A 13,774-nucleotide genomic window follows, 5' to 3' on the forward strand; every position below is an offset into this window, starting at 1 on the left:
CGGGCAAACGGACAAGAAAAAGATAATTATAATTTAGTAAATGCGACAACTATATTGACAAACACCGACAGGAAGATCCCTAATTGCGCCAAATCTTGGGTTAACCAAGATTCCGGTAAAAGAAGAGCTCGAGAAGGAATTTAATGTCATTATTAAAATTGAAAATGATGCTCGGGCGATGGCGTTGGGGGAGGCTTGGTTTGGCAGTTTCACTCCAAATTTATAGAACCACTAAAAATAACGGATATAGTTAATTTATTTAATTAACTATATCCGTTATTTTTAACTTGATTTTGTTGACATTACTTCACAATCAACACTCTAGTATGGGTTTTGGGTATTCTCCTTAAAAAATGTAGTTACAAACGGTAAAATCACTCATTCGAAGTCGTGTTGTAACAAGGTTTTAAAATCATTTATTTCATTAAGGATTACAAAAGTTATTCACATACTAGAGTACTTACTAATTCAATATATGGAAGGATTATCTTCAAAACTTGGGCTAAATGTATAATTTTCAGTAAACCCATTGAGATTAAATAAATAATTATTAAAAAATTTTAATATTTCTATAGACATTGTTTAAATCATATGTTACCTTTTAGTAAAATATTTAGTTATTCATTTACTAAATATTTTTTATCAAGTGTAAGCGTAAACATATAGGTAGATTACGAGGTGACTAGATTGAGTTTTTCGATAGGTGTGGATATAGGTGGTACAAAAATAGCTACAGTTATTACTGATCATAATGGTAAAATCCACTACCGAACACAGGTGAAAAGCAATACAGAAGATAAAGAGAGGATGTTTGAACAAGTAGTAAAGTGTATTGAGATGGTTCTGAATGAATCTGAAATTTCCTTGGAAAAAATTGAGGGGATGGGGATTGGGGTTCCTGGAAAAGTTGAACGAGAAAAAGGAATAGCCATTTATCAAAACAATTTACCATGGAGTAATTTTCCGATCAAAAACCGTCTGCAGGAAAGGTTTCCTGTGACAAAAGTTGTAATTGATAATGATGTTTATATGGCAGCATATGCAGAATGGAAATTATCCAATTTAATGGAAAAAGGTACGTTTGTGTATGTAACTATCAGCACAGGAGTTTCTTGCTCAATTATTCATGAAGGTTCATTTGTTAGAGGAAATGGTTTTGCGGGGGAAATTGGTTTATTTCCTGTCATAGCTAAAACGACGAAGAATGGATTTAATAGTTTAGAACAGTCGGCCTCGGGTCCTGGAATTCAAAGAGTTGCAATAGAACGCTTTAATGACCCAACTATGACAACACGTGACTTCTTTTTGGAATATGAAAAGGGAAATGAAGTTTCAATAAAAACTTTGAATGAAATTGTTGAATCGATCGCACATGGTTTATATTCCATTATATGTTTATTGGATCCTCATATAATCGTTTTTGGTGGAGGAGTGATAAATAATCATCCATATTTACTTGATTTAGTAAAAAGCTCAATAAAAAAATACTTAATTGAAGAGCAGCAAAGTATTCTGGATCACATGGAGACAAGCAAATTGAAAGGTGACTCTGGAATTGTTGGAGCAGGATTGATGGGGCTTAAAGAATTGGAAGGTTTAATCAAGTGAAATTTAATTTAGTTTCAAATAGTGTTCTTTTAATTAAGAGACTATAAAAAATATACGAGGAGTGGTATTAATGAAAAAAATTCTCTTGTTGTTCAGTATGCTTGTGGTGATTGTTTTAGCAGCTTGTTCTACTGATGATGAACAAGCTAATGCAGATGATGAATCTACTATAAAATACGCTTATTGGGATAAGAATCAAGAAGCTATGTTAAAGGGCATAGTTGAAGAATTCAATACAGAATATCCAAATATCAAAGTAACTTTAGAATTAACACCATATGACCAATATTTTACAAAACTGGATGCTGCTGCTACTGGTGGTGGATTGCCTGATGTTTTCTGGATGAATGGTCCGAACTTTGTGAAATATGCTTCTAATGACATGATAGAACCTATAGATGAATATATCTCTGATGATGATCTTGATACATCACCATATCCAGAAGGATTATTAGGTCTTTATCAATATGAAAATAAAAGATATGCATTGCCAAAAGATTATGACACTATTGGGTTATGGTACAATAAACAGCTTTTTGATGATGCAGGAATTAGTTATCCTGATGATTCCTGGAAGTGGGAAGATCTTGTTGATGCAGCGAAAACGTTAACAGATTCCGATGAAGGTGTTTACGGAATTGCAGCATTTATTCAAGATCCACAAGCAACATATTTTAATACAATTCTAGCAAATGATGGTTATATTATTTCTGAAGATAAAACTCAAGCTGGATTTGATGACCCAAATACAATAGAAGGTATACAAAAATACCATGATTTAATTCATAAAGATGAAGTTTCACCGACACATGCACAGATGGAAACTACAGAAGCTGTGAGTATGTTTGAGTCAGGGAAGGTAGGTATGATGTTCCAAGCATCTTATATGATTCCGCAGTTTAAGGCGAATGAATACACAAATGAGAATGTTGATGTAGCGGTATTACCAGAAATGAATAAGCGGTCTAACGTAATACATGGATTAGGAAACGTTATAGCATCAAATTCGAAAAACAAAGATGCAGCTTGGGAGTTTGTGAAATTTTTAAGCTCAGAAAAGGCTGCCAAAATGCAAGCTGAGTCAGGGATAATTCCTGCATATGAAGGTACACAAGATGCATGGGTTGAATCGACACCGAACTTCAATTTACAAGCATTTTTAGATATGGCAGATGTATCTGAGCCTTATCCTGTATCCAAAAACACATCAGAGTGGGCTACAATAATTCAGGATAATCTAGCAAAAGCATGGGCTGGTCAATTAACAGTTGAAGAGGCAAGTGAGATAATTGATAAGGAAATGGAAAATGTTTTAGCGAATGAATAAGTGGATAGTTTAGCAAATTTGGGGTGATCAGTATTGATAAGTAATAGTAAGCCACATAAGCGATTAAAATCTAAAAAAAGAAAGAATGACATATTTTGGGGCTATTTATTCATTGCACCTACATTAATAGGCTTGCTAATTTTCTATATCTTCCCCGTCTTTCAAACCTTCTATTATAGTTTTAACGATTGGGGAGACTTTGGAAACTATTCATGGATAGGATTAGATAATTATAAAGAGATAATAAATGATCCAGAAATATGGCAGACATTTAAAAATACATTAATATATGCATTTGTAATGGTACCTGTTAGTATAGCAATTTCTATATTAGTTGCAGCTTTATTAAATCAAAAAATTAAAGGATTAACGGTATATAGAACACTGTATTTTCTACCTGTAGTGACAATGCCTGCAGCTATAGGGATGATTTGGAAATGGTTATATAACTCTGAATACGGAGTTATTAATCAAGTACTGGCATGGTTTTCAATAAATGGTCCCAACTGGTTAACAGATCCTGATTGGGTTCTGATATCGATCATTGTTGTTGGGGCATGGAGTGTTATAGGTACCAACATGGTTATTCTATTATCTGGGTTACAAGGGATTCCAAAAACTTTATATGAAGCGGCATCTTTAGATGGAGCAGGGGTAGTATATTCCTTTTTTAGAATAACGTTGCCATTACTTTCACCAACAATATTTTTCGTAGCCGTTATTTCATTTATATCCGCCTTCCAAGTATTTGATTTTATTTTTATGATGGTTAGCCCAACAAATCCTGCAATTGATAGTGCGCAATCGGTAATTTATCTATTTTATCATTATGCATTTGTAATTGGTGATAAAGGTATAGCAGCTGCGATAGCATTTGTTTTGTTTATCATTATTCTAGTATTAACAATTGTTCAATTTAGATTGCAAAAACGATGGGTTCACTATGATTAGGAGAAGGTGATTTTATGGATAGTATTAGTAAACCACGAAAAATTTTGATACATGTAATATTGATATTAGGTGCAGTGATAATGGTGAGTCCATTTTTATGGATGATATTAACCTCACTTAAAACTGTAGGGGAGGCTGCTCAAGTTCCCCCTAAGATATTTCCAGCTATTTTTCAGTGGAGTAATTATAAAGAAGTATTTCAATCATTTCCCTTTGCTGGGTTTTACTGGAATACATTTATAACTACTGTAGCAAAGACAATAGGACAATTATTTTTGTGTTCGTTGGCAGCTTATGCCTTTGCACGTATAAAATTTCCTGGTAGAAACTTTTTCTTTATTTTGTATCTATCTGTGTTGATGATTCCTCCGCAAGCATTTTTGATACCGCAATATCAAATTATTGCTAATCTAGGATTGCTTAATACACTATCAGCACTTGTGTTGCCAGGGTTATTTAGTGCATTTGGTACGTTCTTATTAAGACAATTCTTTATGACTATGCCTGATGAATTAGAAGAAGCTGCAAAAATTGATGGGTGTAACCATTTCCAGATTTATTGGAAAATCATGCTTCCGCTGGCAAAGCCAGGGTTAATAGCACTTGCTATATTTACTGTGATCTGGTCTTGGAATGACTTTTTGTGGCCTTTAATTGTTAATAGTTCACCTGATAAGATGCCTTTGTCAGCTGGTTTAGCATCCCTACAAGGGCAATATAGTACAAACTATCCAATTCTTATGGCAGGAACATTTTTGGCGTCGTGGCCACTGATCATTATCTTTATGTTCTTCCAAAAAGCCTTTGTTGAAGGAATAGCACTGAGTGGAAAGAAAGGATAAGACAATAATTCTGAAATAGCTTTTAAGAAGATTAAGGGGGAGCTTTTAGAGAACCCCTTAGTTTTCTTTAGCTAAACAGTTATTTTAATAAGTCAATAAATGATGAAAGGAGTATATAATCTTGAAGAAAACAAAAGCAATATTAATTGGAGCAGGTGACAGAGGAGCGAAAGCCTATGCTCCATATGCAACAAACTTCCCCCATGAATTAGAATTTGTTGCAGTAGCTGAACTGAATCCTTTGCGTAGAAAGGCTTTTGCTCAAAATTACGCACTGCCAGAAGACCGATGCTTTTCCACATGGGAGGATTTATTGAAAGAGGACTTGGATGCAGATGTTGCTTTTATTTGCACACTGGATCGTGATCATTACAAGCCAACTATCAAGGCAATTGAACAAGGGTATCATGTCCTGTTGGAAAAGCCAATGTCACCTGATCCTGAAGAATGTATCTCGATGGTGGAAACAGCAAGAAAGCATAATAAATTGCTGACAATATGTCATGTACTAAGGTATACCCCTTTTTGGCAAAATATCAAACAGATTATAGATGATGGCAAAATTGGTGAGATTGTGTCCATTCAATTAAATGAAAATGTTGAAATTATGCATATGTCGCATAGCTTTGTGCGGGGAAATTGGAACAATAGTGATAAATCGAGTCCAATGATTCTGCAAAAGTCCTGTCATGACATGGATATTTTGATGTATTTAATGGATCAGAAATGTAAAAATGTGAGCTCGTTTGGTTCACTCATGCATTTTAATGATGCAAACAAACCTGAAGGAGCGCCATTACGTTGTTTGGATGGGTGTCCTGTGGAAAATGAATGTCCCTTTCATGCTGGAAGATATTATTTAGGTCAAGGAAAAGGTTGGGCAAAGAAATTCACGACTGATCATTCACGGGAAGGAATTATTGAAGCGCTTAACACAACACCATATGGTAAATGTGTTTATCAATCAGATAATAATGTAGTTGATCATCAAGTTGTTAATCTGGAATTTGCGTCAGGTGCCACAGCAACATTCAGTATGTGTGGTTTTACAAGAGAACAGACACGTATCGTTCAGATTATGGGAACAAAAGGTGAAATTAGAGGGAAAATGGATGAAAATGCTATTTCCGTATTTGATTTTCTGACGCAAAATGAAACAGTAATCAACTTAAATAAACCACTTAGCGGCCATGGTGGTGGCGATGAAGGAATCGTGAGAGATTTTTTAAATGAAGTACGAAATTATAATGGTCAGGAAAGCAGATCATCTGCAGCCGTATCACTGGAAAGTCATTTGCTGGCGTTTGCTGCAGAAACATCAAGACTTGAGAATGGAAAAGTAATTAATATTGAAGACTATTATGAAATACATAGATAATTGTTGGAAGGAGTTGTAATTTCATACTATTTTTTCAACTAAAATGGTACCATAAGATTAGTAGAGGATGGAATATTTGGAGTAGGTGAATGATGTGGCTACAATTAAAGATATAGCACAAAAAGCTGGCGTTTCTCCGGCAACAGTATCGCGGGTTCTAAATTATGATGCGAGTTTATCTGTTGCAGATTCAACCAAGAAGAAAATCTTTGAAGCGGCTGAGGAGTTGTCCTATCGTAAGCGAACTACCAATAAATATGTGGGCGAAAAAATTGCAGTAGTTCACTGGTATACTGAAAAAGAAGAATTAAGTGATCTTTATTATTTATCGATTCGCCTAGGCATTGAACAGCGCTGTAAAGCATTGGATATGGATTCCGAAATATATTTTTTTGATAGTTTACCTGAAATTGCTGCTGATGAGGTGAAAGGGATTATTGCTGTGGGAAAGTTCAGTACCACACAGGTAAAGGAATTAATAAAGGTTAATCCAAATGTTGTCTTTGTTGATTACAGTCCGGATGAAGATAAATACGATGCAGTTGTTATCGATTTTGAAAGAGCAACACAAAAAATAATTGATTATTTTATTGAAACAGATCATAAAAACATCGGTTATATTGGTGGCAGGGAGCTTTTAAAAGGGGATAATGAGCCTCTGGTGGATCTTCGTGAAAAGACATTCCAAACTTATTTGAAGGAAAAAGAGTTGTTTAATGAGCAGTTTCTTTATGTGGGATCATTTTCTGTAGAAGATGGTTATACATTGATGAAGCAAGCCATTGATGAGCTTGGCGATAATTTACCAACAGCTTTTTTTACTAGTAGTGATGTCATGGCAATTGGAAGTTTGCGTGCACTTCACGAAGCAGGTATCGCTATTCCGGATCGAGTCAGTGTGATTGGATTAAATGATATGTCTGTTTCGAAATATGTTTACCCATCACTTAGTACGGTTAAGGTGTATACGGAAATTATGGGGGAAACAGCTGTAGATACAATGATCGAACGGCTCGAAGGCAGGAAGATTCCGAAAAAAGTGTTTGTAGCCACCAAGCTTGTTATTAGGAAGAGTGTTAAGGTTTAAGTCTGGCAATCATTCCTTTCCCCCTTGCCGATTTTCAATAAATATTGTAAACTAATCTTAACTGGTAATAACCACTTGAGTGGAGGTGTATCAAAAAGGTTGGATAAGCGAAGTAAAGTTCCTTTATATCTGCAATTAATGGAAGACCTAATAAAAAAAATCGATAAACAGGAATACGGAGAACATGAAAAACTACCATCAGAAAGGGAATTATGCGAGATTTATCAGCTGAGTCGAATTACTATCAGACAGGCTTTGCAAGAACTGGAGCGGGAAGGCTATATCTACAAATTACATGGAAAAGGGACATTTGTTTCTTCTAAAACGATTCAGCAGAATTTAGTGAAGCTTTATAGTTTTACAGAGGAAATGAAAGAAATGGGCAAGAATCCAACCACAAAAGTATTGGAATTCAAAGAGATAGCTGTTAATGAACAACTCGCAGAAAAAATGGATCTTGATGCTGGTGAGGAGGTTTTTTCAATTGTTCGCCTCCGCCTTGCTGATGATGAGCCTTTAATGTATGAGACTTCTTATTTGCCGAAGAAGCTATTCCCGAATTTGACAAAGACGGCTCTTGAAGAAAGTCCAATGTATGATGTTTTTTATAATGATTATCAGGTTGTTGTAACAAAGGCAATAGAACGGTTTTCTGCAACCCTTACCAGAGAAAAAGAGGCAGTCTATTTACAAATGGAACCAAATCAGTCTGCCATGCTCATTAGACGGTATGCATATCACCATGACCGGCTAATTGAATATACGATTAGTATAACACGTGGAGATAAGTTTGATTATACCGTTGAATTGAGATAAAAACTCTATTAATAAATTAATAGAGTTTTTAAAAAGTATAACTGGTTATGATGACATTACCACGAGTGAATCTCATCATGGAGGAAGTATGCGAGGTTCAAGGAAGTCGGGACATTAGTTATGAGAATTGGCCCCATATTTAAGGAAGTCGCATGAGCTAAGAAAGTTCGCACAAGATGTAAGGGATTCGCATCAGACTAAGGAAGTTTATTCAGGATAAATGGAAGTCGAATGAGCGCAGGAAGTTCACTCAAGATGCAAAGAATTCGCATAGGAGTCAAGGAAATTCACTCAAGATGAAAGGAAGTCGCATGAGCTAAGAAAGTTCACTTAAGATGCAAAGGAATTACATAAAACCTATTAAAATTAGCTCAAGACCCAAGAGAATTTGCTGACTATCCAATGTAGTCGCAGGTTAGCAATGGGAATTCGCATAGGAGTCCAAGAAGTTCGCTTAATAACAAAGGAAGTCACACATTATCTACGAGAAGTCATGCGATAAAATAAATTATATTGCATAAGCGCAACACGAATGAAAACTTACAGTAAAAGGGAGGAATTATAGTTGTTTAATTTAACCAATGATGAAATCAAGGAACAAAATGCAACACACACGGCAACAGAAATTTATCAGCAGCCTGCTGTGTGGAAGGATTTAGTATCCATGTATTTTTTGCAAAAAGATTCCTATAGAGAATTTATTGAATCCATTTATGAAAAGCATGAGCAGGTACGTGTGATTCTGACTGGTGCAGGGACATCTGCGTTTATTGGGGATACGGTTGCTCCTGTGTTAAACAGGGAAAACGAAGCTTCCATTCAGTTTGAAGCAATCCCAACAACTGATATTGTTTCCAATCCAAATGAATACCTGTTTAAGGATATACCAACAATCATGGTCTCCTTTGCGCGTTCAGGAAATAGCCCGGAAAGCCTGGCCACCGTTGCTCTGGGGCAGAAAATGATTGAAGCCTTTTACCAGGTTGTTATTACTTGTAATAAAGAAGGACAATTAGCGAAGAACATAAAGCATGATCGTAATAGTATTACTATTTTGATGCCAGAAAAGGCAAATGATCAGTCACTCGCTATGACTAGTAGCTTCTCCAGTATGATTATTACTGCCTATGAACTTTTTCGTCCAGGAGCATTTACCGGAAATGGAATCAGTCAGGTGATTGCCAATGCGGAAAAATTCGTTGATATAGTAGCAGACGATATTGATGCTATTTTGAAATTTGATTTTGATCGTATTGTCTACCTAGGTTCTGGTTCTCTTGCCCAATTATCACATGAGGCCTCATTGAAAATGCTGGAATTAACTGCAGGGAAAGTGGTAGCACTTCATGAGTCATCTCTCGGCTTTCGTCATGGCCCGAAATCAATTTTGAATGATAAGTCAGCTGTTGTTCTCTTCCTTTCCCGTGATCCATATACAAGGAAATATGATCTGGATATTTTACGGGAGCTGGCCAGAACAGCGTCCGAGATGAAGGTGATTGTACTTACAGAGAAAAAAGAGGAAGAAGTGGAGCAGCTTGCGGATTGGATAATTCCAGTCAATTTCAACAAAAATGCGCTAGAAAGTGATTTCCAATTATGCTTACTATATATCATTTTTGCCCAAGTTTTAGCGATGAAAAAGTCACTACAGCTTGGCATCACTCCAGATAATCCTAGTCCAACTGGGGCAATCAGTCGGGTGGTAAAAGGTGTTACAATCCATGAATATGAAGGGTAGGCTTCATGTATGGTAAAACAATCAAACATCTAAAAAAGGGGAGAAAATTCATGAAAAATAGTGAACGTAAAACGAAAAGATTAAAGAAATTAATGAATGCAAATGGTTATTTCAGTGCGCTTGCAATTGATCAAAGAGGTGCACTTAAAAGAATGATGGGGGAGGAAACATCAGTTGGTGAGATTGAATCATTTAAGTCATTGGTTTCCAAGCAGCTGACACCTCATGCTTCGGCAATTCTATTAGATCCTGAATATGGCTGGCCAGCAGTAAAGAGTAAAGCTGAAGATTGTGGGCTGCTTGTTGCTTATGAGAAAACTGGCTATGATACGACAGAAAGAGGACGATTTCCCAGCCTACTTCCAGAATGGTCTGTAAAACGGTTGGTCGAAAAAGGTGCAGATGGCATCAAGGTGTTAATTTATCATGATATAGATGATCACAGTGGTGTGAATGAGAAAAAGGATGTATTTATTGAAAGAATTGGTTCAGAGTGTCTTGCTGAGGATGTTCCATTTTTCCTTGAAATATTAACTTACTCAGAGGAAATTGCGGATACGAAAGGGAAGGAATATGCTGAATTGAAGCCACATAAAGTGATTGAATCGATGAAGCATTTTTCAGAAAAAAGATTTAATGTGGATGTACTAAAAGTTGAAGTACCGGTAACGATGAATTTTGTAGAAGGTTATGCACAAGGGGACTTTGTTTATACAAAGGAAAAAGCAGCTCGTTTTTTCAAAGAACAAAGTGATGCTACGGATCTTCCATATATCTTCCTGAGTGCAGGGGTGAGTGCGGAATTATTCCAGGAAACGTTGAAATTTGCAAAAGAAGCACAAGCGGTTTTTCATGGGGTATTATGTGGTAGGGCTACTTGGAGTGGAGCGGCTTATTTATATAAAGATGAAGGCGAAATCGCGGCGGGTGATTGGTTGCAAACGAATGGCAAGGAAAATATTACTAAGTTAAATAAGATACTTGAGGTAACTGCGTCTGATTGCGGCTATTAGATTCATAGTTATTGCTTTAGTTGCTAGAATTAAAGCTATCGTAACGGCTGCTGGATTTTAGCTATAGCGATAGCTGCTGGCTGCTAATGCGAGTGCGGTGGTTATATTAGATTTAAAACGATAGTGACGGTTGCGGGATTCATAGCTATAGCGATGTAGCTAGAAGCTAATCGAGGGCAGCGGTAATTAGAATGAAAACTATAGTAAAATGGTTGCTGGGTTTAAAGCTATAGCGATAGTGGTTGGTTGCTAAATTGAGGGCAGCGCGTAGCTTTAAAGCTATAGCGATAGTTGCTTGATTCATAGCTATTGCAACCGTTGTTAGATTTTCCTGGAGAATTTCCAACTAAAATATATTTGAAATGAGGTGGTCCTTTTTGATAATGACAATTACCTTGAACCCATCAGTCGATATTAGTTACAAGCTTCCAGGAGACTTTTTGTTAGATACAGTGAATCGCGTTGAAGACGTTTCAAAGACGGCTGGTGGAAAAGGGTTAAATGTTACCAGAGTTCTTCATCAGCTTGGAGAGGATGTTGCAGCAACGGGATTTCTGGGAGGAAGCTTAGGGAATTTTATCAGTAAAGAAATTTCCAGGCTTGGTATCCATAATTATTTTGTGGAAATCAATGGAGCTACGCGTAATTGTATTGCGGTGATCCATGATGGAATGCAGACAGAAATACTGGAAAATGGGCCAACTATTTCCAGTAACGAAGCTGACTTTTTCCTAAAGAGATTTGCTGAATTTGTACAAGAAGCTAAAATCGTTACCATATCTGGAAGTCTATCCAAAGGGTTACCAAATAACTATTATAATCAAGTTCTTGAAATAGCTGGTGAACAAGGGATACGTGTTTTGCTGGATACAAAGGGCGAATTGCTAGATCACACGCTGAAGAATGGTAAAATGCCGTACTTAATTAAACCGAATCATGCAGAGCTTGCTGAATTGCTTGGGAGAGAGTTGAGTAATGAAACGGATAGGATAGAAGCGTTACATTCGCCGTTATTTGCTGGTGTCGCCTGGGTAGTGGTTACACTTGGAGCAGATGGTGCAATCGTGAAGCATAATCACTCTATTTATCGAGTGAAGGCACCAAGGGTTCATGCGGTTAATCCAGTAGGTTCAGGTGATTCGGTAATTGCAGGTTTTGCGGCTGGCTTGTCCCGTGGTTTGTCTGATGAAGCGCTGATTAAATTTGGGCTGGCAATGGGCGTTTTAAATGCAATGGAAGAAATGACTGGGCAGGTTAATCCAGGGAAGGTTGATTGGTGTGTGGAGCAGATGATTGTCGAGAAACTGTAATGGATTTTGCGCATTAAGCGATGTAGATCTAAGGTGTCTGTCTTTATGTTTAAACGATACGAATCGTTGGAAAATGGGTTCTTACGCACTTCTCGATAAGTACATTCTGAATGTGCTTATCGAGAAGTTAATTATCTTTTAAACATGAACTAATACATGGCTCTTATGCATTTATCGATTTTTCGGTATCCTCTGCAAATTTATTAATTATCAGTATCCCATTGGACATAATGACACTACTATTTTTTTACACCGTTTTATGATGCGTAAGAGCCTAACACATGTCGTTTTGGGCATAAGAGCCGGAAAATGATGTAAGGTGTATATCGCAAAATGCACAAGAGCTACTGTAATATGGGGAATTGTTGCTGCAATAGTTCCTTGCAGTTTGCACAGATGATTGTGGAGAAACTGTAATTTGGGAAATTGTCAATATCTCCGATCAGCAGCTGGGGTGATCTTTAATGTGTACAATAAAATTAATCTATTACACTGTTAATTCTCATACAGGCCAAGTTTTATTCTCTCACTTATTTAAACCTCATCCCATATCCCGTCTGAAAAATCCCTCCTGATCCAAGCTTAACGATCCCAAACTTTTCTTTCAAATTTCCAGTCGCATTATGCAAATCCGCAATGCCATGCCAGGGCTCAATGCAAACGAACGGAGCGATCGTCTGGTCCTGTTCATTATATTTTGACCAGATCCCTACAAATGGAAAATCCTTTAATGTAACTTCAATACCATGATTTGATTTGTTGGATTCAACTGTCACTTGATCGATATTGCTGTAAATAAGTGCATCATTTTTAAATAGGGATGGTTTGAGCGGAATCCTCTCGAAATTGTGAGCCATTCCTTTTTCGTGAATAAGCGAGTCCTTTATTTCATATTCAAGTATATTCTGATTTTCAGTTTGGCCGAGTGTTAAATAGTAATCTTCCAAAGCTTCCTCTTCAAAAAGCGGGATCCGAAATGCAGGGTGTCCACCGATGGAAAAATACATGTCGTCATTGTTCTCATTTGTTATCTCCCATTGAACAAGGAGAGAATCCTCTTTTAACTTATAGTGAATGGTTGCTTTGAATTCGTAAGGGTAAACATCAGTGAACTTTCCTTCTGACCTGAATATGAAAGAAACTGCATCCGCCTTTTGTTTATCCATTTCAAATTCAACATCACGCAGAAAACCATGCTGCGACAAGCTGTAGGTTTCTCCTTCGACCTGATATTGATCTCCTTTTAATCGACCTACAATTGGAAATAATACCGGTGACACTCTGCCCCAATAGTGTTCATCCCCAGTCCACATGTAGCTTAAGTTGTTTTGTTTATGGATTACTTCACGCACTTCTGCACCGTCTTTTGCAATGGTTACTTTGAGTGTATTGTTTTCTATAACGATCATTTATTTCCTCCGATCTATTGCTGTAATATCAAGCCTTTATCCGTTATTATAGCAAACTTCACTAAAAAAATGTAAAGGAAGCGAATACTGAAAACACCTTCCGTCATAACGGAGTTTCTATAAGGAATTAGTAGTTACTGAGGGTGAGAGATATGATCCAAAAGTTGAGATACAGCATGCCGAAGTTGAGAGAAAGTATTGCGAAGTTGAAACAAATCTGATCAAAGTTGAGAGAAAGTGGCTGGAAGTTGAGAGATAATGCTGAAAATTAGGATTATCTCTCAACTATGCG

The 13,774-nt window shown here is 36.7% G+C and carries 11 protein-coding genes and 1 pseudogene; 11 read left to right on the forward strand and 1 reads right to left on the reverse strand.

Annotated features, from left to right (window positions below; genetic code table 11):
• Positions 1 to 67: 67 nt before the first annotated feature.
• The 11 genes and pseudogenes from AC6HVZ_RS16645 to AC6HVZ_RS16695 form a co-directional block, all read left to right on the forward strand.
• Positions 68 to 205: pseudogene (locus AC6HVZ_RS16645) on the forward strand (ROK family protein); the annotation flags it as partial.
• 482 nt (positions 206 to 687) lie between these two features.
• Positions 688 to 1,608, forward strand: coding sequence for an ROK family protein (locus tag AC6HVZ_RS16650; RefSeq protein ID WP_497559262.1), 921 nt, complete (start codon positions 688 to 690; stop codon positions 1,606 to 1,608).
• 70 nt (positions 1,609 to 1,678) lie between these two features.
• Positions 1,679 to 2,935 carry an ABC transporter substrate-binding protein gene (locus tag AC6HVZ_RS16655; RefSeq protein ID WP_497559263.1) on the forward strand — a complete coding sequence of 419 codons (1,257 nt, stop codon included), beginning with the start codon at positions 1,679 to 1,681 and terminating at the stop codon, positions 2,933 to 2,935.
• A 33-nt stretch (positions 2,936 to 2,968) separates the two neighbouring features.
• Positions 2,969 to 3,886, forward strand: coding sequence for a carbohydrate ABC transporter permease (locus tag AC6HVZ_RS16660; RefSeq protein ID WP_497559264.1), 918 nt, complete (start codon positions 2,969 to 2,971; stop codon positions 3,884 to 3,886).
• Positions 3,887 to 3,900: 14 nt separating this feature from the next.
• On the forward strand, positions 3,901 to 4,728 hold the full coding sequence (locus AC6HVZ_RS16665; RefSeq protein ID WP_497559265.1) for a carbohydrate ABC transporter permease: 828 nt from the start codon (positions 3,901 to 3,903) through the stop codon (positions 4,726 to 4,728).
• 121 nt (positions 4,729 to 4,849) lie between these two features.
• Positions 4,850 to 6,106, forward strand: coding sequence for a Gfo/Idh/MocA family protein (locus AC6HVZ_RS16670; protein ID WP_497559266.1), 1,257 nt, complete (start codon positions 4,850 to 4,852; stop codon positions 6,104 to 6,106).
• Between the two features lie 94 nt (positions 6,107 to 6,200).
• A complete protein-coding gene (locus AC6HVZ_RS16675; protein WP_497559267.1) occupies positions 6,201 to 7,193 on the forward strand; it encodes a LacI family DNA-binding transcriptional regulator in 993 nt (330 codons plus the stop codon).
• 99 nt (positions 7,194 to 7,292) lie between these two features.
• Positions 7,293 to 8,009, forward strand: a complete 717-nt coding sequence (locus AC6HVZ_RS16680) for a GntR family transcriptional regulator (RefSeq protein WP_497559268.1) — start codon at positions 7,293 to 7,295, stop codon at positions 8,007 to 8,009.
• Between the two features lie 565 nt (positions 8,010 to 8,574).
• The gene (locus tag AC6HVZ_RS16685) at positions 8,575 to 9,750 is read left to right on the forward strand and encodes an SIS domain-containing protein (protein ID WP_497559269.1); all 1,176 of its coding nucleotides are present in this window, start codon (positions 8,575 to 8,577) and stop codon (positions 9,748 to 9,750) included.
• A gap of 50 nt (positions 9,751 to 9,800) precedes the next feature.
• On the forward strand, positions 9,801 to 10,763 hold the full coding sequence (gene lacD, locus AC6HVZ_RS16690) for a tagatose-bisphosphate aldolase (protein WP_497559270.1): 963 nt from the start codon (positions 9,801 to 9,803) through the stop codon (positions 10,761 to 10,763).
• Between the two features lie 383 nt (positions 10,764 to 11,146).
• On the forward strand, positions 11,147 to 12,073 hold the full coding sequence (locus tag AC6HVZ_RS16695; RefSeq protein ID WP_497559271.1) for a hexose kinase: 927 nt from the start codon (positions 11,147 to 11,149) through the stop codon (positions 12,071 to 12,073).
• Positions 12,074 to 12,603: 530 nt separating this feature from the next.
• Here the strand turns inward: AC6HVZ_RS16695 and AC6HVZ_RS16700 are convergent.
• Complete coding sequence (locus tag AC6HVZ_RS16700; protein WP_497559272.1) at positions 12,604 to 13,482, reverse strand: aldose 1-epimerase family protein; 879 nt, start codon at positions 13,480 to 13,482, stop codon at positions 12,604 to 12,606.
• Between the last annotated feature and the right edge of the window lie 292 nt (positions 13,483 to 13,774).

This window comes from Oceanobacillus sp. NCCP-135, assembly GCF_059698015.1.

What these genes read in the sequence shown, in the direction of transcription:
- AC6HVZ_RS16695 (WP_497559271.1), top strand. Translation starts at nt 11,147, where the DNA reads ATGACAATTACCTTGAACCCATCAGTCGATATTAGTTACAAGCTTCCA.
- lacD (WP_497559270.1), top strand. Translation starts at nt 9,801, where the DNA reads ATGAAAAATAGTGAACGTAAAACGAAAAGATTAAAGAAATTAATGAAT.
- AC6HVZ_RS16665 (WP_497559265.1), top strand. Translation starts at nt 3,901, where the DNA reads ATGGATAGTATTAGTAAACCACGAAAAATTTTGATACATGTAATATTG.
- AC6HVZ_RS16700 (WP_497559272.1), bottom strand. Translation starts at nt 13,482, where the DNA reads ATGATCGTTATAGAAAACAATACACTCAAAGTAACCATTGCAAAAGAC.
- AC6HVZ_RS16655 (WP_497559263.1), top strand. Translation starts at nt 1,679, where the DNA reads ATGAAAAAAATTCTCTTGTTGTTCAGTATGCTTGTGGTGATTGTTTTA.